At 68.1% G+C, this 24,893-nt stretch carries 13 protein-coding genes and 1 pseudogene; 8 read left to right on the top strand and 6 right to left on the bottom strand.

Going from position 1 to position 24,893, the window contains the following annotated elements:
- Positions 1-115: 115 nt before the first annotated feature.
- A complete protein-coding gene (gene fppA, locus AT700_RS22325) occupies positions 116-598 on the bottom strand; it encodes a type 4b pilus Flp prepilin peptidase (protein WP_003110115.1) in 483 nt (160 codons plus the stop codon).
- A gap of 63 nt (positions 599-661) precedes the next feature.
- Between fppA and AT700_RS22320 the strand changes: the two genes are divergently transcribed.
- Together AT700_RS22320 and pprA are read left to right on the top strand one after the other, a co-directional pair.
- Positions 662-1,168: a TadE/TadG family type IV pilus assembly protein gene (locus AT700_RS22320; protein ID WP_003120840.1), complete on the top strand. Its 507-nt coding sequence runs from the start codon at positions 662-664 to the stop codon at positions 1,166-1,168.
- A 9-nt stretch (positions 1,169-1,177) separates the two neighbouring features.
- Positions 1,178-3,948: pseudogene (gene pprA, locus AT700_RS22315) on the top strand (two-component system sensor histidine kinase PprA).
- A gap of 69 nt (positions 3,949-4,017) precedes the next feature.
- On the opposite strand, the gene AT700_RS22310 reads toward pprA, so the two are convergent.
- Entirely contained in the window at positions 4,018-5,487 is a 1,470-nt protein-coding gene (locus AT700_RS22310; RefSeq protein ID WP_003093821.1) for an inorganic phosphate transporter, read from the bottom strand.
- A 143-nt stretch (positions 5,488-5,630) separates the two neighbouring features.
- Entirely contained in the window at positions 5,631-5,882 is a 252-nt protein-coding gene (locus tag AT700_RS30335; RefSeq protein WP_003117142.1) for a hypothetical protein, read from the bottom strand.
- Positions 5,883-6,315: 433 nt separating this feature from the next.
- On the opposite strand from AT700_RS30335, the gene AT700_RS22300 reads away from it, so the two are divergent.
- Positions 6,316-7,932, top strand: coding sequence for a methyl-accepting chemotaxis protein (locus AT700_RS22300; RefSeq protein WP_003114989.1), 1,617 nt, complete (start codon positions 6,316-6,318; stop codon positions 7,930-7,932).
- Here AT700_RS22300 and chrA read toward each other — a convergent pair.
- Both chrA and AT700_RS22290 read right to left on the bottom strand, forming a co-directional pair.
- Positions 7,929-9,134: a chromate efflux transporter gene (gene chrA / locus AT700_RS22295; protein WP_003455245.1), complete on the bottom strand. Its 1,206-nt coding sequence runs from the start codon at positions 9,132-9,134 to the stop codon at positions 7,929-7,931. The two genes, AT700_RS22300 and chrA, sit on opposite strands and share 4 nt — an antisense overlap.
- Positions 9,135-9,188: 54 nt before the next feature.
- The gene (locus AT700_RS22290; RefSeq protein ID WP_003103975.1) at positions 9,189-9,992 is read right to left on the bottom strand and encodes an AraC family transcriptional regulator; all 804 of its coding nucleotides are present in this window, start codon (positions 9,990-9,992) and stop codon (positions 9,189-9,191) included.
- A gap of 100 nt (positions 9,993-10,092) precedes the next feature.
- On the opposite strand from AT700_RS22290, the gene AT700_RS22285 reads away from it, so the two are divergent.
- The 5 genes from AT700_RS22285 (at position 10,093) to recD (ending at position 21,231) form a co-directional block, all read left to right on the top strand.
- Complete coding sequence (locus AT700_RS22285; protein ID WP_031806060.1) at positions 10,093-10,983, top strand: DMT family transporter; 891 nt, start codon at positions 10,093-10,095, stop codon at positions 10,981-10,983.
- A 112-nt stretch (positions 10,984-11,095) separates the two neighbouring features.
- Positions 11,096-11,779, top strand: a complete 684-nt coding sequence (locus tag AT700_RS22280) for a lipoate--protein ligase family protein (RefSeq protein WP_003110110.1) — start codon at positions 11,096-11,098, stop codon at positions 11,777-11,779.
- A 40-nt stretch (positions 11,780-11,819) separates the two neighbouring features.
- Positions 11,820-15,335: an exodeoxyribonuclease V subunit gamma gene (recC, locus tag AT700_RS22275; protein WP_031806058.1), complete on the top strand. Its 3,516-nt coding sequence runs from the start codon at positions 11,820-11,822 to the stop codon at positions 15,333-15,335.
- Positions 15,332-19,069, top strand: a complete 3,738-nt coding sequence (recB, locus tag AT700_RS22270; protein ID WP_048521580.1) for an exodeoxyribonuclease V subunit beta — start codon at positions 15,332-15,334, stop codon at positions 19,067-19,069. Before recC ends, recB begins: the two co-directional genes overlap by 4 nt.
- Positions 19,066-21,231 (top strand): exodeoxyribonuclease V subunit alpha, encoded by a 2,166-nt coding sequence (gene recD / locus AT700_RS22265; RefSeq protein WP_033945560.1) that lies wholly within the window; start codon positions 19,066-19,068, stop codon positions 21,229-21,231. Before recB ends, recD begins: the two co-directional genes overlap by 4 nt.
- Positions 21,232-21,252: 21 nt before the next feature.
- On the opposite strand, the gene AT700_RS22260 is transcribed toward recD, so the two are convergent.
- Positions 21,253-24,888, bottom strand: a complete 3,636-nt coding sequence (locus AT700_RS22260) for an AAA family ATPase (protein ID WP_025324712.1) — start codon at positions 24,886-24,888, stop codon at positions 21,253-21,255.
- Positions 24,889-24,893: the final 5 nt, after the last annotated feature.

Below are 24,893 nucleotides of genomic sequence, written 5' to 3'. Positions count from 1 at the left end.
TACGCTCCATTTGCTTATTTTGTTTTTAACAGGGGACGTGCATTGGAATGCAGCCATACCGAATGGTATTAGCCATAAGCATATAGTCGCTAAGTGAGGTCTTCCGCAAGTTTACTCAGATAATTTTACTGATAATCAGATGTGCCAAAAGGCCGGCGCTCATGGCGAATATAAAAGGGAATGACTTGTTTTTTGACGGTGCCCTTCGAAGGCGAACTTCTTCATTCATTGCGGACTTTTCTACCGAACGTTTGAATAACTTTACGAGGATGAATAGCGCGATGCACAGCAGGCAGCCGAAGGCCAGGCTATAGAGCACCGTAAGTGGGTCGCTGGCCAGCCCCAGTGCGGCCAGGTACTTGACGTCGGCAGCGCCGAGCCTGCCGAGAAGGTAGCCGGGAAGGCTGAGGCAGACGCCTATAAAAAGTGCGGTCATTGCCATATTAACCGTAGCACCGGTCAGGCTTGACTCTTTCACATATAAATAAACAAAGGAAATAAGAAATCCGCCCAGGATAAGCCAGTTGGAGACGCGCAAACGTTTGATGTCCTGATATCCGCAAACGCTTGCCCACAAGGCCAGTGCTAATTGCTCCATCCTGTTCTTCAGCCTTTTTTCGACATCTGGATTAATACCTTTTCAGTAACGTTGGCGGAGCGAATGACGACTAGTATTAAGGATGCGGATCGGGGATGTCAGCTCATGCTCGGAAAAGCTTCCCGGCGACGCCAGCACGGCGCCGTCGCCATCGAATTCACAGCGATCTTCCTGCTGTTTTTCGCGCTGGTTTACGGTCTGATCAGCTACAGCATTCCTTTGCTCATGTTGCAGTCGTTCAACGATGCCGCTGCCGTGGGGGCCCGTGCGGCGATCGCTGTCGATCCCTCCGATGCGGGCTACGAGAGCCTCGCCGAAGCCCGTGCCAGGGACGAGTTGCTCGCGCGCCTGGACTGGATGCCGGCGGCCTGGCGGGCGAACCTCCAGCCCTGTGCCGGCAATGGCCAGTACGCCGACTACGTCAGCGCCACGTCGCGGATCGAGGTCTGCGTGCAGTACCCGTACGGCGATCCGGGCAAGGCGATCATCCCCGTGCTGAGCTTCCCCGGCATCGGCGCGATTCCCAACCTGCCGCAGACGCTGAAGGCGAGTGCCAACCTGTTGCTGTGAGGTGGTCGCATGTTCGAATTTTCCCGCTCGTCGTCCGCCGAGGCCGAGAGGCCGGAACCCTTTTCGCAGGAAGGCCCCACCCTCTGGAGCGCTTCGCTGAGGAGTTGGGACCTGTGTTTCGAGATGGACGAACAGGACCGCGTGATCCGGGTCGGCGGGCGGCAGGCGTATCGTCTGCAGTGCGCCCATGGGCTTGGCGAACAGCCGCGGCCTTTCGCCGAGTATCTGGAGCGGCGCGCCCCGGTGCGCCGACGCTGGCCGGCCTGCGCCGGGGCGAGCGTCTCGACCTGACGCTGCGCAGCGATGCCGCCGCGCCATTGACCTGTCGTTTCCAGCCGATGCAGCCGCTCGACGGCCTGGGACGCTCGCTGCTGCTGGGCATGGACATCTCCGACCTCAACTGGCAGTCCGACAACCAGCAGCACCAGTTGCAGAGCCTGAGCCTGGGCAAGCTGATCCTTTCGCGTCTGCGCCATGTCTCCCACGGACACCTGGCGGAGGCGGTCCAGGAGATTCTCGAATCGCTCTCCGGCGCGTTCCAGATGCAGGCTATCGCCCTGCTGCTGGGCGACGGCAAGGGTTTCTGCACGGTCTTCGCCAGTCATGTGCGGCCTGGCAGCGACAGTTTGCTGCGACCGACCCTGCAACTCGCCGACGACGACCTGCGCGAAGGGGCGGGCGCGCGCTTGCTACGCCGTGGCGAAGGCGCCTCGACGCTGCTCCGGCAGATCGGCGAGGACGCGCTCTACCTGGTGCCGGCGGCGATGCGCGGTGGCCGCCTGGGGGCATTGCTGGTGCGGCCGATGTCGCTGGAGCAGCTCGCCCAGGGGCCCGCGCCGCAGGACTGGCAATACCTCGCGGAACTGCTGGCGAACCAGGTGGCGGACCGCTGCGAACTCCACGAGCAGCACGACAGTTCGCGCAAGCTGGGGCTGTTGCAGGAGATGATCGGCGGCGGCTGGTGGCGTTACTGGGCGGAGCAGGAACTCTTCGAACTGGCGCCGGCCTTGCACGACAGCCTGGGGTTGACCGGCGAGTATCGTCGGGTGCCGCTGGAACACCTGCAGGGCCTGCTGCAACCGGCGGACGCCGACGAACTCGGCCTGCGCCTGCGTGCCAGCCTGCGCAGCGGCCAGGCGCTGGCCCAGGACCTTTGCCTGCGTCAGCCGGATAGCCGCGGCGAGCGCCGCTGGCTGCGCATCGAGGGTCGACCGCTGGGGCGCGGCAGCGCGCTGGGGCTGTCCGGCGTGCTGCTCGACATCAGCGAAGGCCGGCGCCAGGAGGAACGGGCACAGGCGGCCCACGCGCGGCTGCGCAGCCTGATCGACAGCGCGCCGGTGGTGATCTACGTCCAGCGGGTCGAGCAGGGGCACCTGGTGCCGGAGTTCTACAGCGAAAGCGCGAGCAACCTGCTCGGCCTCGACTTGCAGGGACAGAGTTGGCAGGCGCTCGCCGAACGGGTGCATCCGGACGACCTGGAGGCCTTTTTCGCCCGTGGCCGCGAGTTGCTTTGCGAGGGCCGGGTGAAGACCCGCTATCGCCTCGCCGATGGCCAGGGCAACTGGCACTGGCTCTACGACGAAGCCAAGCTGCTGCGCGATGCCCAGGGCCTGCCCAGCGAGGCGGTGGGCCTGTGGCTGGACGTGACCGAGCAGCACCTGGCGGCACAGCGTATCGCCGAGAGCGAGGAACGCTACCGGGTCCTGGTGGAGGATTCGCCGGCGCTGATCTGTCGCTATACCGCCGACCTGGTGCTGACCTACGTGAACCGGACCTTCGCCGATAGCCTCGCGACCAGCCCGGAGCGCCTGGTCGGTCGCCGGCTCGACGAGTGGCTGGCGGCGGAAGACGCCAGCGCCTTGCGCGCGCGTCTGCTGGGTTCGCCGCGGGAGGGCGCCAGCGAGGTGCCGGAACTGCGCTTCAACCTGCCGGGGCAACGTTTTCTCTGGCTGGTGTGGGCCGAGCGACCGTTGTTCGACGCCCGGGGCGAATTGTGCGAGGTACAGGCGGTGGGACGCGACAACACGCCGGTGCGTCGGGCCCAGCAGCAACTGGCGCAAGGCGCCAAGATGGCCAGCCTGGGGGAGATGGTCAGCGGCCTCGCCCACGAGGTGAAGCAGCCGCTGCACGTGCTGCGCATGACCCTCTTCAACATGCGCCAGCGGATGAACAGCGTCGGCCTCGACGGCGACTACCTGGGCGAGAAACTGGAGCGCATGGATGCCCAGGTCCTGCGCGTCGACCGCCTGGTCAGCCACCTCGGCGTGTTCAGCCGCAAGTCGGCGCTGGAGGCGCTGCCGTTCGACCCCTATACCGCCTTCGAAGGCGCCCTGGGCCTGCTCGGCGAGGGGCTGCGTCAGCACGCCATCGAGGTGGAGTGCCCGGCGCCGACGCAGCGGATGGTGGTACGAGGGCAGGCGGACCAGCTGGAACAGGTGATCATCAACCTGCTCGCCAACGCCCGCGATGCCCTGCTCGGCAATCTTGGCCTGGCCAGCCGGCGCATTCGCCTGGAGCAGGTGGCCTGCCGCGAACCGGGCTGGGTCGAATTGCACGTGCACGACAACGGCGGCGGGATCGAACCGCTCCTGCTGGAGCGGATATTCGAACCCTTCTTCACCACCAAGGTGGAGGGCAAGGGTACCGGCCTGGGTCTCTCGGTCAGCCACGATCTGGTGCGCAACATGGGCGGTAGCCTGACGGCGGCCAACCAGGGGGAGGGCGCGTTGTTCGTGGTTCGCTTGCCGCTGGCGGCGCTGCCCGCCGAGGCGGGCGGATGACGTCGGTGGGAGCGCGGCAAAAAAAACGCCTGCGGACAAGCAGGCGTTTTTTTCAACCGGCGAGGCGGCTCAGATGAATTGCGAGGCCAGCCAGAACAGGCCGGCGGACAGCGCCATCGAAGTCGGCAGGGTGAGCACCCAGGCCATCAGGATGTTGCGCACGGTGCCGCCGTGCAGGCCGCTTTTGTTCGCCACCATGGTCCCGGCCACGCCGGAGGACAGTACATGGGTGGTGGACACCGGCAAGCTGTAGATGTTGGCCATGCCGATGGCGGCGGCGGCGGTGATCTGCGCGCTCATGCCCTGGGCGTAGGTCATGCCCTGCTTGCCGATCTTCTCGCCGACGGTGAGCACTACGCGCTTCCAGCCGACCATGGTGCCGATGCCGAGAGCCAGGGCCACCGCGATGATGACCCAGAACGGCGCGTATTCGGTGGTCGCGGTCAGGTCCTTGCGTAGCTTCTCGAGGTCGGCCTTCTCCCGCGCCGGCAGGTCGGACAGCTTGCCGACCTTCTTCGCGGTGTCGTCCAGGCACAGCAGGTAGCGACGCACCTGCACGCGCTCGTCGGCGTCCAGGTCGTTGTAGCTGGGCACGCCGCGCAGGTCGCGGAGCAGCGCGTTGATGGTCGGCTCGGTCTGTTTCGGATCGCAGCGGTAGAACTGCGGCATCTCGCTGCCATTGCTCTTGCCCAGGGCCAGCATGTCGCCGAGGGTATCGGTGTGGCGCTGGTAGAACTGACTGAGGTGCAGGGCGGCGTCGCGGGTGCGCTCGATCTGGTAGGTGGTGCTGTTCAGGTCGAGGACGAACTTGGCCGGGACGATGCCGATCAGTACCAGCATGATCAGGCCGATACCCTTCTGGCCGTCGTTGGAGCCATGGACGAAGCTTACCGCCATGGCGGAAAGCACCAGCACCAGGCGGTTCCAGAACGGCGGGTGCTTCTTCTCGTCGAGTTCGCGACGGGTTTCCGGGGTTTTGTGCATCTTCGACAGCGGACGCCACCATTTCAGTCCGAGCAGGACCAACGCGGCGACCATGAAGCCGGCCAGCGGCGAGAAGATCAGCGACAGGCCGATGTCGATCGCCTTCTGCCAGTTGATCCCTTCGGCCAGCGGCACGTCGGTGATCAGCGCATTGGCCAGGCCGACGCCGAGGATCGAGCCGATCAGGGTGTGCGAGCTGGAGGCCGGGATGCCGAAGTACCAGGTGCCGAGGTTCCAGGCGATGGCGGCGGCGAGCAGGGAGAAGACCATCGCCAGGCCATGGCCGGTGTTCACGTTGATCAGCAGCTCCACCGGCAGCAGGTGAACGATGGCGTAGGCTACGCCGACACCGCCGAGCAGCACGCCGAGGAAGTTGAACACACCGGAGAGCATCACCGCCCGGTAGGGGGACATCGCTTTGGTGTAGATGACGGTGGCCACCGCGTTGGCAGTGTCGTGGAAGCCGTTGATGAACTCGAAGGTGAGGACGAAGGCCAGGGCCAGCACCAGGCTGATACCCACCCAGGCATCGAGCCCGCTGAAAAGATCGAACATGTGAGAAACCGGTCAGAGACGGGGCGGCGATTATGCCAGATGCGTTTTTATCCGTCTGGAACTCCGGAAGGTTGCCATTGTCGCGGGCAACGCCCCGTCGCATCGGGCTTTGCGGGAAAAACGAAACAGATTGAAACGCTTCGTTATCCGTCGCTCTCCTGTCGGTTGGAGGTAAATGGAATGGGGTTCGCTGCTTCCTGCCCGGCCTTGAGACGCTCTTCTTCGATCTTCTGCAGTTCTCTATCGAACGCCTGCTCCTGAACGGTTGGGCGTTTGCGCCAGGGCTTGCGGTCGGGTTCCGGCTGGGCGGCATAAAGCGTCACTTCGCCGCCGTACACGTCCTTGTAACGCTGTTCCTCGCGCGCCAGCGCGGCACGCAATTCGTCTTTCGTCACGGGTGGTCCTGAGTCCAAAAAGAGCGGGCCCGATAGCGACCAGGCTGGGCGGAAGCGGGGTCCGGCCAGCGCCGGTTGGGAGTCTAGTCGACCGCTACCGGCTGTAAATGGGCGCGGAATTATAACGTGGGCTCCGGGCTTGTCATACGGTGTCGGCCGACGGACGGCAGGACGGAAGTTCTTCGAGCGTCCCCTGGAAATGCGGCGAAGCCCCCATGGATCAAGGCCTGGCCGACGCGTCCGGGGTGTTCTCCGCCTTTCGTCGCGGCCTGCGCTAGTCGAATGCCAGCCATTGGCCATACCACTAAGGAACGATGGCGGCGCTTCCGGGGGCGGGCTACAAACCGGACTACAAGTCAAATAAAGAAGCCCCGCCGTCGCCCGTCCGACCCCAGGGTCATGACGCAACGCCCCGGAGGCCGGAGATTTACTCATGCAGCCCGCTCGTTCCCGCATCCTCTTCGTCTGCCTGTTGCAGAGCCTGGCCCTGGTTCTCCTGCTGGTCGGCGCCCGGCATGGCTGGCTGCCGCTGTACCTGGCCCTGCCGCTCGGCGTGGCGCTGCTCTGGTTGCCCTGGCTGCTTCCCGGCAACCGCACGGCGGTGGCGACCGTCGGCGAGCCCGACATCGCCCGGCTGGCTCGCGACCTGTCCCATAACACCAGCCAGAACGCCTTGTCGGCCGCCGGCGTGGCGTTCTCGGTGAAGCGCCTGGCGGAGAAGCTGCAATCCCAGCTCGACGCCGCCGAACAGATCGTCGGCAGCGCCGAAGTGATGATCCACACCGAGCGCGCCACCTCCAATCTGGCGCGCCAGGCCATGGACGCCGCCACCCGGGCGCGCGCCGGCAGCGACGAAGGCCAGGTGCTGCTGGCCTCGACCATCGAGCGCATGCATCGGCTCAGCGAGCGGATGGGCGCCAGCCGCGAGGCGATCGAGGCGCTGAACCAGCGCAGCGAGGACATCCAGCGGGTCACCCTGGTGATCCAGGGCATCGCCAGCCAGACCAACCTGCTGGCCCTCAACGCGGCCATCGAGGCGGCCCGCGCCGGCGAGCATGGGCGCGGCTTCGCGGTGGTTGCCGAAGAGGTGCGCGGCCTGGCCGGACGTACCGCCGAGGCCACCGAGGAAGTCGGCCAGATGGTCGCCGAGATCCAGCGCCAGACCAGCGAGGTGGTCGAGCAGATCCGCCAGCTTTCCGAAGAGTTGGGGGAAGGGGTCGGCCAGGTCGAGCTGACCGGTCGGCAACTGGAAGGCATTGCCGAACTGGCGGCCGGGGTGGAAAGCCAGATTACCGAGATCGCCCAGGGCGCCGAGATCAACCGCAGCCAACTCGCCAGCCTGTTCGCCGCGGTCGAGCAGGTGCGCGGCGACCTCAGCGCCAGCGAGGAACAGACCCTGCGCCTCGGCGAAGCTGCCAGCCAGTTGGAGAACCAGGCCGAGGTGATCAGCGAGCGCCTCGCCGAGGTCAGCCTGGACGCCTACCACCAGTCGGTCTACGACCTCGCCCGGGAGGGCGCGGCGGCTATCGCCGCTCGCTTCGAGGAGGACGTGCGCAGCGGGCGCATCGACCTCGACGACCTGTTCGACCGCAGCTACCAGCCGTTGCCCAATACCCAGCCGACCAAGTACCGGACCCGCTTCGACAGCTACACCGACCAGGTCCTGCCGGGCATCCAGGAGCAGTTGCTGGAGCGCAACCGCAACCTGGTATTCGCCATCGCCTGTACCCCCGAAGGCTACGTGCCCACCCACAATCGCGCCTTCGCCCATCCGCCCAGCGGCGACCCGCAGACGGACGCGTTGCGCAGCCGCAGCAAGCGCCTGTTCAACGACCGCACCGGGATTCGCTGCGGCAGCCACCAGCAGCCGCTGTTGCTACAGACCTACACCCGTGACACCGGCGAGCTGATGCACGATCTTTCGGTGCCGATCTTCGTCCACGGCAAGCACTGGGGCGGCCTGCGCCTCGGCTACCGGCCGGAGGGCGCGGAGCCGGGCAAGGCGGCCGCGCCGACGGCGCAGGGGCTGAGCCTGGCCTTGAACGGCTAGCCGGCTGTGGCGATCAGGCCGCCGGCCACGGCGCAGGCGAGCACCACTTGCCAGGGCGGCGTCTTCCAGGCGAGCAGGGCCAGCAGGGCGAAGAGCAGCAGGGCGAAGTCGGCCGGGCGCAGGATGCCTTCGGTCCAGAGCGGCTGGTACAGCGCCGCCAGCAGCAGGCCGACCACCGCCGCGTTGACCCCGGCCAGCGTTGCCCGTACCCGGCGTTCGTGGCGCAGGCGTTCCCAGAATGGCAAGGCACCGGCGACCAGCAGGAACGACGGCAGGAAGATCGCCAGCAGGCACAGCAGCGCGCCGCTCCAGCCGTTCGGCGCCGGGCCCGAGGCTGCGCCGAGGAACGCGGCGAAGGTGAAGAGCGGGCCCGGTACCGCCTGGGCGGCCGCGTAGCCGGCGAGGAAGGTATCGCCGTCGACCCAGCCCTTGGGTACCACTTCCGCCTGCAGCAGCGGCAGCACCACATGGCCACCGCCGAATACCAGCGAGCCAGCCCGGTAGAACGCGTCGAGCAGGCGCAGCCAGTGTTCCGGCCAGAGGCGCGCGGCCAGCGGCAGGCAGACCAGCAGCACGGCGAACAAGGTGAGGAACAGCAGCGCGCCGCGGTAGCCAATGGCGATCGGCAGTCGCTCGTGGCCTTCCACTGCTTCCGTTTTCAACAGGGCGAGGCCGGCCAGGCCGGCACCGGCGATCACCGCGACCTGGGTCCAGGCAGTGGGCCAGGCCAGCACGCTCGCGCAGGACAGCGCCATCAGCGTCAGGCGCGGGCGATCCGGGCACAGGCTGCGACCCATGCCCCAGACCGCCTGGGCCACCACCGCCACCGCGGCGATCTTCAGGCCATGCAGCACGCCCTCGGGCAACAGCGCGCCCCAGCGTCCCAGGCCGAGAGCGAAGAGCACCAGCAGCAACGCCGAGGGCAGGGTGAAACCGAGCCAGGCGGCGAGGGCGCCGGGATAGCCGGCGCGGGCCAGGCCGAGGGCCATGCCGACCTGGCTGCTGGCGGGGCCGGGAAGGAACTGGCAGAGGGCGACCAGGTCGGCGTAGCTGCTTTCGCTCAGCCAGCCGCGGCGGCGGACGAACTCGTCGCGGAAATAGCCGAGGTGGGCGATGGGCCCGCCGAAGGCGCTGCAGCCCAGCTTGAGGAAGGCGAGGAACACCGCGAGGGCGGTGTCGGGATGGCGGCTGGCGGTTGGCATGCGAACTCCGGATGGTGGCTGCTGCGAGCATAGCCGCAACGCATGCACGGCGGGTTACAGCATCGGCATGTCCTGGGCGCGGCTGGCCAGGCGGTATTGTTCCGGTGTGGTGCCGGCCAGCCGGCGGAACATCGAGATGAACGCCGAGGGGCTGCTGTAGCCGAGGTCGAAGGCGATCTGCTGGATCCCCCTGCCGGCTTCCAGCGCCTCGATGGCCGCGAGGAAGCGCAGGCGTTGGCGCCATTCGCCAAAGGTCATGCCCAGTTCGCGCTGGCAGTGCCGGGCCAGGGTTCGCTCGGTGCTGTGCACCTGCTGCGCCCATTGCGCCAGCGAGCGGTTGTCGCCCGGCTCGGCCTGCAGTGCGTCGAGCACCTCGCGCAGCGCCGGGGTACGGCCGTAGGGCAGGTAGTCGTCGTGGGGCTGGGCGCATTCCAGCTGGTCCATGACGACCCGGGCCAGGCGCAGGTCCTGCGCCGAGGTCGGCAGGTTGACCCCGCGCTCGGCGAAGTCCGAGAGGATCGCCTTGAGGATCGCGCTGATCGCCAGGGTGCAGGGTGTCGCCGGCAGGCGTCGTGACAGCTCGGCGGAAAGGTACAGCGAGCGGTAGACGATGGCCTGGCTGTTGTAGCAGCTGTGCACCCGCTCCGGTGGTATCCATACCGCGTATTGCGGAGGTGAGAGGAAGCGCTGGCCGTCGATCTCCAGCTGCATCACGCCATGGGCTGCATAGTTGAGCTGGCCCCAGGCGTGGGTGTGGGGCGGCGAATGGGTGTCGGCGCCGAACTCGTCATAGCGGAAATAGACGTCGAAAGACTGCCCCTGGAGATCGGGAAGGCGCAGCAAGGTGGTGGTCGACATGTCCGAACCTACGGGTGGTTTGTCTGGAATTCATTATACGTCTGTATTCGGACTGGCTCAGAATGGCCGCGTATTCCTTTTTCATAGTGCGGAACCTCCCATGCAATACCTGTTTCCCCTGCTGGCCGTGTTCATCTGGGCCGGCAACACCGTCGTCAACAAGCTCGCCGTGGGGATCATCCAGCCCGCCGAGATCGGTTTCTTCCGCTGGCTGCTGGTCGGCCTGGCGCTGACGCCCTTCATGCTCGGCCCGGTGCTGCGCAACCGCCGCTACATCCTCGCCAACCTCGGCAAGTTCGTGGTCCTCGGCCTGCTCGGCATGGCCGTCTACCAGAGCCTGGCCTACTACGCGGCGGCGCTGACCAGCGCCACCAACATGGGCATCATCCTGTCGCTGATGCCCCTGATGTCGCTGGGCCTGGCCAGCAGCATCCTGGCCCACCGGCTGAACGCCGGGGCGCTGCTCGGCGCGCTGGTGTCGCTGGCCGGCGTGGTGCTGGTGATTTCTCAGGGCCATCTCGGCGCTTTGCTGGAGCATGGAGTGAATCTCGGCGACGCGATGATGATCGTCGCCACCCTGGCCTATGCGGTGTACAGCGTGCTGCTGAAGAAATGGAGCCTGAAGCTGCCGGCCATGCAAGTGCTCTACCTGCAGGTGCTGGTGGCGATCCTCGCCCTGCTGCCGCTGTACCTGCTGTCGCCGCGCACCGGCCTGAACGCCGCCAACCTGCCGCTGGTGCTGTACGCCGCGCTGTTCGCCTCGATCGTCGCCGCGCTGGCCTGGATGCACGGTGTCGCCCGTCTCGGGCCGAGCCGGATGGCGCTGTTCTTCAACCTGCTGCCGATCATCACCGCCTGCATCGCCACCCTGGTGCTCGGCGAGCGCCTGACCGTCCATCACCTGGTCGGCGGCGCGCTGACCCTGGCCGGGGTCCTGCTGGCCGAGTTCTGGCAGCGCCGCCCGGCCCGTCTGCGCTCGGCAACCTGCTGATTTCCCGGCAACTTCCTCGCGATTACGGCGCACGGAGGCGCCGCCACTGGCTATCATAGGCAGTGCTCCCCGCGTGGGAGCCGAGCCGTACCAGCCTGGAAGAGGAAGAATCGTGGTCGAAGTGTTTTCCGTGCAGGATGGGCTGGACGCCGAGCGCGCCCTGCTCGACGAGGTGTGTGGCGGTGCCCGCGAGCATGGCCTGTTGCTCTGGCAGCCCTGCGATCGGGCGCTGGTCATGCCGCGCCGGATGGAGCGCCTGGAAGGATTCGCGCCGGCCAGCGCAGCGGTCGCCGAACGCGGCTGGCCGGTGCTGCTGCGCGATACCGGCGGCGAGCCGGTGCCGCAATCGCCGGGCGTGCTGAACATCGCCCTGTCCTATGCGCTGGGGCCCGGCGACAACGAGCAGACCCGTATCGAAACCGCCTACCTGCGGCTGTGCCAGCCGATCTGCGACTGGCTCCGCGAGCGCGGCCTGGACGCCGGCGTGGGCGCCGTGGCCGGTTCCTTCTGCGACGGCCGCTACAATGTCACCCTGGATGGGCGCAAGCTCGCCGGGACCGCGCAACGCTGGCGGCGCAACGGCGCCGGCCGGCCGGTGGTGCTGGCGCACGCGGCGCTGCTGGTCGGCGCCGAGCGCGAGGAGATGGTCGAGGTGGTCAACACCTTCACCCGCCGTTGCGCCAGTGCCCCGGATTGCCAGGCGGACAGCCATCTCGGCCTGAGCGAGCGCTGGAGCGATTTCCGCATGGCCGACAGCCTCGAACTGGAACGACGCTTCGTCGCCGCCCGATCCTGACCTCTTTCGCCAGAGCCTTGCGCCAGGAATAGCCGTACCGATGCCAGAACCCTTGGGAACCACCGCCCTCACGCCCGGATTCATGATCGTCCACGGCAATCGCCTGGACGACCTGCGCGACCTCGCCGTTTCCTGGATGCGCCGCTATCCGCTGGCGCCGCTGGAAAGCGAGCGGGTCCTGGTGCACAGCAACGGCATCGCCCAATGGTTGAAGCTGGCATTGGCCGAAGATCCCCGCGAGGACGGCGGCGGCGGTGGCGGCATCGCCGCGGCGCTGGAGGTGCAGTTGCCGGCGCAGTTCCTCTGGCAGGCCTATCGCGCGGTGCTGGGCCGCGAAAGCATTCCCGAGGTTTCCGAACTGGACAAGGCGCCGCTGACCTGGCGCCTGATGCGTCTGCTTCCCGGATTGCTGGAGCGTCCCGAGTTCCGCACCCTGCAACGTTTCCTCGCCGACGATGCCGACCTGCGAAAGCGTCATCAACTGGCCGAGCGCCTGGCCGACCTGTTCGACCAGTACCAGGTCTATCGCGGCGACTGGCTCGACGACTGGAGCCAGGGCCGCGACCAGTTGCGCACGGCGAACGGGCAGGCGCGCCCGCTCGGTGCCGACGAGCGCTGGCAGGCCGAATTGTGGCGCGCGCTGCTCGCCGACGTCGGTGCCGATAGCCTGGCCCGCAGCCGCTCCGGCGTGCACCGGCGCTTCATCGAGGCGCTGCGCTCCGCCAGCGCGGCGCCGCGCGCGTTGCCGCGACGAGTGGTGGTGTTCGGGATTTCCTCGATGCCGGCGCAGACCCTCGAGGCGCTGGCCGCCCTGGCCAGGTTCAGCCAGGTGCTGCTCTGCGTGCACAACCCCTGTCGCCACCACTGGGCCGACATCGTCGCCGACAAGGACCTGTTGCGCCACGAGTACCGCCGCCAGCAGCGCCGCGCCGGCGTCCCCGCCGACCTCGACGAGGACCGCCAGCACCAGCATGCCCAGCCGTTGCTGGCGGCCTGGGGCAAGCAGGGCCGCGACTACATCAACCTGCTCGACAGCTACGACGACCCGGACAGCTATCGGAACCTGTTCGGCGAGGTCAACGGCGGGCGCATCGACCTGTTCAGCGAGGAGGCCCCGCACGGGCTGCTCGGCCAGTTGCAGGACGATATCCTCGAACTGCGCCCGTTGGCGGAAACCCGCGAGCACTGGCCGCCGGTGGCGCCGCGGAGCGACGCCTCGATCCGCTTCCATGTGGCCCACAGCGCGCAGCGCGAAGTGGAGATCCTCCACGACCAGTTGCTCGCCCGCTTCAACGCCGATCCGAGCCTGAAGCCGCGCGACGTGATCGTCATGGTCCCCGACATCAACGCCTACGCACCGCACATCGAGGCGGTGTTCGGCCAGGTGCCGCGCGACGACCAGCGCTTCATTCCCTATACCCTGGCCGACCAGGGACAGCGCGGTCGCGAGCCGCTGCTGATCGCCCTGGAGCACCTGCTGAAACTGCCCGACAGCCGTTTCGCCGTGAGCGAGATCCTCGACCTGCTGGACGTCCCGGCATTGCGCCGGCGTTTCGGCGTCGACGAGGCCGACCTGGCGACCCTGCACCGCTGGATCGAAGGCGCCGGCGTGCGCTGGGGGCTGGATGCCGCGCAGCGCGAGCGTCTCGGCCTGCCAGCGGGACTGGAGGGCAACAGTTGGCGCTTCGGTCTGCGGCGCATGCTGCTCGGCTACGCGGTCGGCGAAGGCGCGGCCCTGCAAGGCATCCAGCCCTACGATGAGGTCGGTGGCCTGGACGCCGCCCTGGCAGGCCCGCTGGCTGTGCTGCTGGAGCGCCTCGAGGTGGCCTACGCCGAGCTGGCCGAACCGGCCACCCCGGCGCAGTGGGGCGAGCGCCTGCAAGCCCTGCTCACGGTGTTCTTCGAGGCCCACGACGAGCGCGACGAACTGCTCCTCACCCAGCTCCTGCAACTGCTCGAGCGCTGGCAGGAACACTGCGCCTGTGCGGCCTTCGCCGAGCCGCTGCCGATCAGCGTGATACGCGAGGCCTGGCTCGGCGGCCTGGACCAGGGCGGCCTGAACCAGCGTTTCCTGGCTGGCGCGGTGAGTTTCTGCACGTTGATGCCGATGCGCGCGATCCCGTTCCGGCTGGTCTGCCTGCTTGGCATGAACGATGGCGACTACCCCCGCCAGCAGTCGCCGCTGGATTTCGACCTGATGCGCAACGACTACCGCCCCGGCGACCGCTCGCGGCGCGAGGACGACCGCTACCTGCTGCTCGAGGCGCTGCTCTCGGCGCGCGAGCAGCTCTACGTGAGCTGGGTGGGGCGGAGTATCCGCGACAATGGCGAGCGGCCGCCCTCGGTGCTGATCGGCCAGTTGCGCGATCACCTGGCGGCCGGCTGGCGCCTGGACCCGGACGGCGACGGCGAGGCGCTGCTGCGTGCCCTGACCCAGGAGCATCCGCTGCAGCCGTTCAGCCGTCGGTATTTTCACGATGCGCCGGAGCAGGGCGTCGATGGCCTGTTCACCTACGCCCGCGAGTGGCGCGAGGTCCATAGCGAGGACGACATCGCCGTTCCCGACGCCGAAGCGTCCCTGCCGCCGCTTGAACTGGAGGGCGCACTGGGGCTGCGAGCGCTGGCGGAGTTCCTCGCCAACCCGGTGAATGCGTTCTTCCAGCAGCGGCTCAAGGTGCGTTTCGACGACGAGCAATTGACCGGCAACGACGAAGAGCCTTTCGAACTGGACGCGCTGGACAACTGGAAGCTGCAATTCGAGCTGACCGAACGCATGAAGCGCTGGGTCGAGCGGGACTGGGATGCCGAGGGCCTGCCGGCGCAGTTACAGGCCCAGGTCGAGCGACTGCGGCGACAGGGTCGCCTGCCGCTGGCGGCGTTCGGCGAGTTCTCCGCGCGCCATTTGCTGCAACCGCTGCCCGACCTGCTCTGGCGCTACCGCCAGGAAATCGAGCGCTGGCCGGAGGCGGTCGAGCAGCAGCAGGAGTTGCGCCATCGCCATACGTCCGGGCTGGAGCTGGAGGACTGGCTCGGCGGCTTGCGTCGCGACGCTTCCGGGCGCCTGGCGCGCCTGCAGTTGCTCAGCGGCAAGCTCCATGAAGGGCGCGGCTTCAAGTGGCACAGCCTGGTGCGCCACTGGTTGCAGCACCTCGCCCTGCAACGTCTAGGCCAGCCGGTGAGCAGCGTGCTGGTGAGCCAGACCGGCACCCTGGAGATTCCGCCGTTACCGAGCGAGCGTGCCGGCGAGTACCTCGACCAGTTGATCGACGCCTGGCGCCAGGGCATGCGCCAGCCGTTGCCGGTGGCCTGCCGGACCGCTTTCGCCTGGCTCGCCAGTGGTGGCGCCGCAGAGCCCGAGAAAGCCATGCGCGAGGCGCGCAAGCGCTACGAGGGAGGGTTCGGCATGGGGGGCGAGGTGGACGCCTCGCCGGCGCTGGCTCGGGTCTATCCGGACTTCGACCGGCTGCTCGCCAGCGGTGAGTTCGCGCACTGGGCCGAGCAGCTCTACGCGCCGCTGCTGGCTGCCCTGGGACGTGGCGCGGAGGAGCAGGCATGAGCCAGCAGCAGATGCCCGTGGCCCTCGATCCGCTGGACTTCCCGTTGCACGGCAGCCGCCTGATCGAGGCCAGCGCCGGTACCGGCAAGACGTTCACCATCGCCCTGCTATACGTACGCCTGGTCCTCGACCATGGCGGCGAGAACGCTTTCGGCCGGCCGCTGAGCCCGCCGGAAATCCTCGTGGTGACCTTCACCGATGCGGCGACCCAGGAACTCCGCGAGCGTATCCGCAGCCGCCTGGGCGAAGCGGCGCGTTGTTTCGCCGAGCCGCAGGAGCGCCACGACGGCCTGCTGGTCGCGTTGCGCCAGCAGTATCCCGCCGAGCGCTGGCCGGGCTGCGCGCGCCTGCTGCGCCTGGCCGCGGAGTGGATGGACGAGGCCGCGGTATCGACCATCCACAGTTGGTGCTACCGGATGCTGCGCGAGCACGCCTTCGACAGCGGCAGCCTGTTCACCCAGAACCTGGAAACCGACCAGAGCGAATTGCTCGCCGAAGTGGTACGGGACTACTGGCGGCGTAACTTCTACGGCCTGACGGCTCCGGCGGCGCAAGCCGTGGCCAGTTGCTACAGCGGGCCGGAGGCGCTGGGCAAGGCCTTGCAGCCGCTGCTGGCGCGGCAGGACGCCGACTTCCGCTACGCCGACCAGGCGCTGAGTGCGCCCGAGTCACTGGCAGCCTTGCTGGAGCAGGGCGGCGACTGGTATCGCCAGCTCGACCAACTGGACGCGCAGGCCCGCGCCGCCTGGCGCGCAGCGCGCGTCGAACTGGAAGCGCTGCTGCGCGACCTGCGTCCCTACCTGAACGGCAACAGCTATCGCGGCAAGGACAGCGACGAGACCTTCGACGCCTGGCTGCAAGCGTTGGCGGACTGGAGCGAGGGCGGCGAGCAGCCGGCCAACCTCGGCAAGTTCGGCCAGACCCGGATCAAGCTCACCGCCAAGCGCGTGGCGCCCGAGCATGCCGCGCTAAGGGCCATCGACGCCTGGGCCGCGCATCAGGAAGAGCGTCCCGATCTCGCTCCCCACCTGTTGTTGCACGCGTTGGGCGAAGTCGGGCACGAACTGGAGATCGAGAAGCAGCGGCGTGCCGAGATCGGCTTCGACGACCTGCTCAGCCGCCTCGACCGCGCCTTGCAGGGGCCTGGTGGCGAGCGCCTGGCGCAATTGATCCGCGAGCAGTTCCCGGTGGCGCTGATCGACGAGTTCCAGGATACCGACCCGGTGCAGTACCGGATCTTCGAGCGCATCTACCGGATCGCCGCCGATCCCGACGAGCCCCAGGCGCGGGAAACCGGCCTGTTCATGATCGGCGACCCCAAGCAGGCGATCTACGCCTTCCGCGGTGCCGACATCCATACCTACCTGCGCGCCCGCGAGGCCACTCGCGGGCGGCATTACACCCTTGGCAAGAACTTCCGCTCGACCGCCGCCATGGTGGCGGCCGCCAACCGCTGCTTCGCCTTCGCCGAAGAGCATCCGCGCGGCGCCTTCCGTTTCGCCCGCGAGGGGCTGGAAAACCCGGTGCCGTTCCATGCGGTGGACGCCCAGGGGCGCGCCGAACGTTTGTTGATCGACGGTGCCGAGGCGCCAGCGATGACGTTCTGGAACCTTGATGTCGAAGCCGGCGTGCTCGGCTCCGCGGCGTATCGCCAGGAAATGGCCGAGCGCAGCGCCAGCGCCATCCGCCGCTGGCTGAGCCTGGCCGACCTGGGCCGCGCCGGCTTCGCCGACGAGCAGGGCGGCTGGCGGGCGTTGCGCCCGGCGGATATTGCCATCCTCGTCCGCGGTCGCGCCGAGGCCGAGGCGATCCGCAGCGCGTTGGCGGCGCGACGACTGGCCAGCGTCTACCTGTCCGACCGCGACTCGGTGTTCGACAGCCAGGAAGCCGCCGACCTGCTGCATTGGCTGCGCGCCTGCGCCGACCCCGGTGCCGATACGCTGCTGCGGGTCGCCCTGGCTACCCGCAGCCTGCACCTGGACTGGGCGACCCTGGAACGATTGAACCAGGACGAACTGTTCTGGGAACGGATGGTCCTGCGCTTCCGCGACTATCGCCGGTCCTGGCAGGCCCAGGGCGTATTGCCGATGCTGCGGCGCCTGCTCGCCGACTTCGAACTGCCGGCGCGCCTGCTGCGGCATGCCGATGGCGAGCGCAGCCTGACCAACCTGCTGCACCTGGCCGAGTGGCTGCAGCGCGCGGCGGTGGAGCTGGACGGTGAGCACGCGCTGATCCGCCATCTGGCCGAGCAGGTGCAGAGTCCGGGGAGCGAAGAGATCCTCCGCCTGGAAAGCGACGCCGACCTGATCAAGGTGGTGACCATCCACAAGTCCAAGGGGCTGGAATACCCCTTGGTGCTGCTGCCCTTCATCTGCAGCTGGAGGGAGCTGGACGGCAACAGCGGCGCGCCGGCGAGTTTCCACGAGGATGGCGCTGCAGGGCGGGTCATCGAGCTGGCGCGGCGCAAGGAGCAGGCTGCGCGGGCCTACGAGCAGGCCAACGACGAGCGCCTCGGCGAAGACATGCGCCTGCTCTACGTGGCCCTGACCCGCGCCCGCCATTCGGTGTGGCTGGGCATCGCGCCGCTGGTGGCGAGCAACAGCAAGTCGGCGGAGTTGCACAAGGGGGCCCTGGGCTACCTGCTTGCCGGCGGCGCGACCATCGGCAGCGATGGCCTCGGACAATGCCTCGCCGCGTTGCGCGGCGAGTGCCGGGAGATTGTCGTCGAGCCGGCCCCCGAGGCGGACGCCGAACGCTATGTCGCAGGGCGCGGCCAGGGCCTTGGGCAGGCCCGCGAAACCCGCCGCAGCAGCCGCGAGAAGTGGTGGGTCGCCAGCTATTCCGGCCTGCAATTGCAGGCCTCCGCCGGGCTGGACGATGACGAGGTGCTGGAGAGCGACGAATCGCAGGAGCCGATCAGCGCCGAGGAAGCCACCTTCCACGAAGAAGGCCGTTCCGCCGAACAGCCGCCGGTCGCGCACGCCAGCGAGATGCGCGACGACCTGCATCGCTTCCCGCGCGGACCGGCTCCCGGCACCTTCCTCCACGGGCTGCTCGAATGGGCCGGCCGCGAAGGCTTCGAGGTGGCGCGCGCCGATGCCCAGCGGCGCCGCGAACTGGTCGCGCGACGCTGCGATCTGCGTGGCTGGAAGGACTGGGCCGAACCGCTCGACCTGTGGCTGGAGCAGTATCTCGCCGAACCGCTGCGTTGGCCCGGTGGCGAAACCAGCCTGGCCGGGCTGGTCGCCTACCAGGTGGAAATGGAGTTCTGGTTCGCCACCCACCAGGTCCAGGCCGAGGCGATCGACGCCCTGGTCCGGCGCCATACCCTCGGCGGCGCGGCGCGTCCGGCGCTGGCGCCGACCCTGCTGAACGGCATGTTCAAGGGCTTCGTCGACCTGGTCTTCGAGCACCAGGGGCGTTTCTACGTGGCCGACTACAAGTCCAACTGGCTGGGCGCCGACGATGGCGCCTACAGCCCGGAAGCGATGACCGCCGCGGTGCTGGAGAACCGTTATGACCTGCAGTACGTGTTGTACCTGCTGGCCCTGCACCGGCAGTTGAAGGCGCGCCTGCCCGACTACGACTACGACCGCCACATGGGCGGCGCCGTGTACCTGTTCCTCCGCGGCGCCCGCGCGGCGACCCAGGGCCTGCACTTCGAGCGCCCGCCGCGGGAACTGATCGAACGCCTGGACGCGCTGTTCAGCGGCCAGCCGGGAGCCGAGCGATGAATCCGACCCTCAAGCAACTGGCCGGCGAAGTCCGCGATGGCCGCGACGACCAGGTAGCGCAACCGCTGGCGGCACGCCACGACCTGCTGCGCCAGCTCGACCTGTGGGTGGCGCGCGGCTGGCTACGGGCGCTGGACCGGGCGTTCGTCGCCTTCCTCGTCGAGTTGCAGCCGCAGGCCGATCCCCGGGTGCTGCTGGCGGCGGCGCTGACCAGCCACCAACTGGGCCACGGTCACGTCTGCCTGGACCTGGAGGCGACCCTCGGCGCGCCCGACGCGGCGCTCTCGCTGCCGCCGGAAGGCGACGAAGGCCGCGATGTGCTGTTGCCGTCGCAACTGCTGCACGGCGTGCGCCTCGACGCCTGGCGCGAGGCCCTGGCGGCGTCACCGCTGGTGGAGGTGGTCGACGAGCGCCCAGGCGATCCCGAGCCGAGCGAGACGGCGACCTCGCCGCTGGTGCTTTGCGCCCAGCGTCTCTACCTGCGTCGTTATTGGCGGCACGAGTTGGAGATCGCCCTGGCCCTGCGCGAGCGCCTGGGTCGGCAGGCGCCCCTGGCCGCAGACCTGGCGCCGCGCCTGGCCGCGCTGTTCGCGCAGGCGCCTACGGAAGACGGCCAGCGCGTCACCGACTGGCAGAAGCTGGCCTGCGCCCTGGCGGCCCGCGGCTATTTCAGCCTGATCACCGGCGGTCCCGGTACCGGCAAGACCACCACCGTGGTGCGCCTGCTCGGTCTGCTCCAGGCACCGGCGGTAGCCGCCGGCCAGCCGCTGCGCATCCGCCTCGCGGCGCCCACCGGCAAGGCCGCGGCGCGTCTCTCCGAATCCATCGGCCAGCAGGTCCGGGCCCTGCCGCTGGCGGAAGACGTGTTGCAGGCGATCCCCGCCGAGGTCACTACCCTGCACCGTCTGCTTGGCAGCCGTCCGGATACCCGGCACTTCCGCCACCACCGGGACAACCCTTTGGCGCTGGACGTGCTGGTGGTGGATGAGGCCTCGATGATCGACCTGGAAATGATGGCCAGCCTGCTCGATGCGCTACCGCCGCAGGCGCGCCTGATCCTGCTCGGCGACAAGGACCAGTTGGCCTCGGTAGAGGCCGGCGCGGTGCTCGGCGATCTCTGCCGGGATGCCGAGGAGGGCTGGTACAGCACCGAGACCCGCGCCTGGTTACAGCGGGTCAGCGGCGAAACCTGGCAGGGCTTGCGCGAAGGTTCGGCGCAGGCGCATCCGCTGGCGCAACAGACCGTCATGCTGCGGCATTCCCGGCGCTTCGGCGCGAGCAGCGGGATCGGGCGCCTGGCGCGGTTGGTCAACCGGCAACAGGCCGGCGACGCGCGCGCGCTGCTGGACAGTCCGCCCGCCGACCTCTTCGACCTGCGCCTGCGCGGGGAGCGCGATGCAGCCTTCGCCCGGCTGTTCGTCGACGGTCATCCGCAGGCGCCGGGCACGCCGTACGGCTACCGGCACTACCTGCAACGCCTGGCCGAGGGCCGCCCGGCCGCCGGACTGGCGCTGGAGGATGGCGCCTGGGAGCGCTGGGCGCAGTCGGTACTGACGGCTTTCGACGCCTTCCGCCTGCTCTGCGCGCTGCGCCGCGGCCCATGGGGCGTGGAAGGACTGAACCAGCGGGTAGCGGCAGAACTGCTGCGCCTTGGCCTGATCGAGGCCGATCACGGCTGGTACGAGGGGCGGCCGGTACTGGTGACGCGCAACGACTACAGCCTGGGGCTGATGAACGGCGATATCGGCATCGCCCTGCGCCTGCCCGAGCGCAACGACGACGGCAGCCTGCGCTTCGCGCTGCGCGTGGCCTTCCCGCGCAACGACGGTAGCGGCGGCGTGCGCTTCGTCCTGCCGAGCCGCCTGGTAGAGGTGGACACCGTGTTCGCCATGACCGTGCACAAGTCGCAGGGTTCGGAGTTCGCCCATACCGCGCTGGTCCTGCCGGACGCGCTGAACCCGGTGCTGACCAAGGAGCTGGTGTACACCGGTATCACCCGCGCCCGCGACTGGTTCAGCCTGGTGGAAAGCCTGCCCGGGGTGTTCGAGGAAGCAGTGCGGCGCAAGGTGCGCCGGCTCAGCGGGCTGATGCTGCATCTGCGGCCGGAAAGGGAAGAGCAGCCGCCGCATGCTCCGGGTGAACAGACCGAGCTGCCGTTCTGACGTACCGCCTGGGCGGTCGGCTCAGCCGACCACCTTCAGGCTGCTCATGCCGTTGCCCTCGCGCTGGACCCGCACCTGGACCGGGATCCGTTCGTGCATTTCCTGGACGTGGGAAATCACCGCCACCTTGCGCCCCTGGGCCTGCAGGTTGTCCAGGGCATCCATCGCCAGTTGCAGGGATTCCGGGTCGAGGCTGCCGAAGCCTTCGTCGATGAACAGCGACTCGATGCGCAGCTTGCTCGATGCCATAGAGGCCAGGCCGAGCGCCAGGGCCAGGGAAATCAGGAAGGTCTCGCCGCCGGAGAGCGAATACACCGAGCGCAGTTCGTCGCCCATCTCGGTGTCCACCACCAGCAGGCCCAGTTCGCTGCCGCCGCGCTGCAGGCGGTAGCGCCGCGCCAACTGGCGCAACTGCACGTTGCTGTGCTGCACCAGCAGGTCGAGGTTGTAGCCCTGGGCGATGCGGCGGAACTTGTCGCCGCTGGACGAACCGATCAGTTCGTTCAGGCGGCCCCATCTGCGGAACTCGGCGCGGGCTCGCTCCAGTTCGGCAAGCAGCGCCTGGCTCTGCTCGCGGCGCTGGTTGTCGGCCTGCAACTGGCTGTAGGTATCCAGGTAGGCCTGTTCGCTGGCGGCCAGGCGTTCGCGCTGTTGCCGCAGGTTGTCTTCCAGCGCCTCGCGGTCGGTTTCCGGCCGCTGCCGGCGATGCTGGAGCAGTTGCGCCTGGCGCTCTGCTTCCAGTGTCTGCTGGCGGGTGATCTCCTCTTGCAGTCGCTGCAATTGCTCCCGCCATTGCGTCGCCTGTTCCTCGGAAAGGCCGAGCAGGGCGTCGAGGCGGCTGTCGTCGAGGTTGTCCTGGCGTTCGCGCCAGGCCTGCCAGTCGGCCTGAAGGCGCTGGAACTCATCCTGTTGGCGCTGCCGTTGCTGCTGCAGGTGTTCCAGGGCTTCGGCGAGTCGCAGTTGTTCCTCGCGCAGCGAATCCAGGGGCGCCTGGAGCGTCTCGACGGCGCTCTGCGCCGCTTGCGCGGCGTGCTCCAGCGATAGCTGCCAGTCCTGGGCGCAGGCGTGCTGGCCCAGGTGAGCGCCGAGGCGTCCGTTCAGTTCGGCGAGTTCCGCCTGGGCCCTTTCCTCTGCCTGACGGGCTTCGTTGCGTTGCTCGTCGCTTTGCTTCAGTTGCCAGCTCGATTCATCGCAGCGCTGCTTGAGCTCCTGCAGACGCTGTTCGATTTGCTGAAGCCGCGCCTGTTGCTGCCGGCGTTGCTCGATGGACTCGCCGAGTGCCTGGAAAGTCCGCAGCGGATCTGCCTGCCAGCGCTGCCAGTGCTCGTCGGAGAGCAATGGACGCAATTGCTGGCTGTCCTCCTCGACCTGCTGCTGCAAATGTTCGTAGCGCTGCCGTTGTTCCGTCAGCGCCTGCTGGCGCTGTTGCAGGATCGTCTCGGCGGCCCGCAGTTCCTGCTGCAATTGCTGGGTCTGGCGCTGGCGGGCGATCAGCCGGTCGAAGTCTCGTTGGCACTGCTGGCGCTGCCCTGCCAGGTCGTCCAGGCGTTGTGCCAGCCACTCCAACTGCGCGGATGGCTGCAGGAGTCGCAGTTCTTCCGGCAGCGTCCATTGGTCCAGTTGCCGATCGAGCGCGGCCAGTTGGCCAGTCAGTTCCTGCTGCTCCTGGCGACTCTGGTTGAGTCTTTCCCGCTGGCTGGAATAGCCCTCGCGCAGACCGACCAGGGTCTGTCGCAGCCGCTCGAGGGACTGCTCGGCGCGGACCTGCTCCTGGTCGTCGTGTTCACCGAGGGCGGCGAGCAGTTGCTCGGAATGGTGATAGGGATGCTCCTGGCTGCCGCAGACCGGGCAGGCCTCGCCGTCCACCAGGCCGGCGCGCAGTTGCTCGACGCTGGCGCTGCGGGCCAGACGTTGGCGCTGGAGCAACTCGCGGGTGACCTGCAGGGCCTGCTCCGCCGCCTTCACCTCCTCGGCGCATTGGCTGCCTTGTCGTTTCAGGTCGAGCAATGCCTGCTCCTGCTCGACCATACGCTGGTCGAGTTCGCCCAGGCGTCGAGCCAGACCGGCGCGTTGGTCGAGGACCTGTTGCCATTCCTTGTGGAGCGCTTGTTGTCGTTCCAGGCTATCGGTCTGCCGGCGCAATTCGTCCAGGCGTGCCGCCAGGTCGTCCGGCTCGCTGCCATGGAGGGCGGTCCATTGCGCCTGCAAGCGTTCGAGCGGTTCACCGGCGTGGGCCAGGGATTTTTCCAGCTCGGGGAGCTGCGCCTGGCTTTCGAGCGCGCGCTGGCGACGTTGCACGAAGGCGGCGAGCTGGCCCTGGTGGGTCGCCCAGGCGTCGCCGAGCGCGGCGAGAGCCTGGCTGTCGCGCAATGCCGCCTGCAGTTGCGCCTGTTCCGCGACATGGCGCTGCTGCTCCATATCCAGTTGCCGAGCGGCGTCGCTTTGCTGGGCGTGGCGCTGGTTCGATTGCCGATGGAGTTCCTGTCGCTCGGCCAGCGTTCGCTCCAGGCGCCTGGCCTCGCTCTCCAGCTGGAAAGCCTCGCGCAACGGCGCCTGGGCCTGACGCAGATGGTTGTCGGCCTGGGCCTGGCGCTCGCGCGCCTCCTGCAAGCGGGCCTGCAATCCTTGCAAGCGCTCGGCGCCCGCGGCCTGCTGCTCGGTGCGCTGCCGCTGCTGCTGCTCGGAGTGCCGGAGTTCCTGCTCGAGTTGCTTCAGGCGTTCGATCAGTCCGCGAACCGGAGCCAGGCGCTCCAGCCATTGCAGGGTTTCCCGCTCCGTCGCCAGGGCGTCCCAGGCCTGCCTGGCCTCGGCCAGTTGGCCTTGTGTGTGCTCGCAGGATTGCAGCAGCCGCTGCTCCTCGGTGAACCATTGTTGCTGGCCTTCCAGGCGCTGCAGGGCCTGTTGCTCCTGGAGACGCGCCTGGGCGTGGGATTCCAGCGCCGCCTCGAGCCCGGCCCGGGCCTGCTCGGCCAGGGGCAGGCTGCCTTCCAGGCGTTGCTCGAGTTGCTTGCGCTGCTCGTCGGCCTGGCTGGCGCGCTGATAGGCGGCTTTGCTCAATTGGCTGTACAGGCCGGTGTCGGTGAGTTTCTCCAGCAATGCGCCGCGGTCGTTGTCGCTGGCCTTGAGGAAGGCGCTGAATTCGCTCTGGGCCAGCAGCACGGCGCGAGTGAACTGGGCGAAATTGAGGCCGAGCTTCTGCTCCAGCTGTTCGCGGAACTCGCTTTTCTTGTTCGCTGCCAGCATTTGCTGGGTCTCCAGGTCCTGGAGGCTCTGCTGGCTCTTTTGCAAGGCGCCGTCCGCCTTGTCCCGGGAGCGCCGGGTTTCCCAGCGGGCGCGATAGCGGTGGCCGTCGATGCCGACGAAATCCACTTCGGCGTAGCCGCTGGCGCAACCGCGGCGCAGCAGGTTGCGTTCGTCGTTGCTGGACAGCTCGTTCCGGCCATCGGGAACCTTGCTGCTGGCCGAAGTGCTTTCCAGCCGCGGCGTGCTGCCGAACAGGGCCAGGCACAGGGCGTCCAGCACGGTGCTCTTGCCGGCACCGGTCGGACCGGTGATGGCGAACAGGCCGGCGCTGGACAGCGGTTCGCGGGTGAAGTCGATTTCCTGCTCGCCAGCGAGGGAGGCGAGGTTCTTCAGGCGGATGGCGAGAATCTTCATGGAAC

This window comes from Pseudomonas aeruginosa (genome assembly GCF_001457615.1).
Taxonomy (GTDB): domain Bacteria; phylum Pseudomonadota; class Gammaproteobacteria; order Pseudomonadales; family Pseudomonadaceae; genus Pseudomonas; species Pseudomonas aeruginosa.
This window is presented reverse-complemented; position numbering and strand designations above follow the sequence as displayed.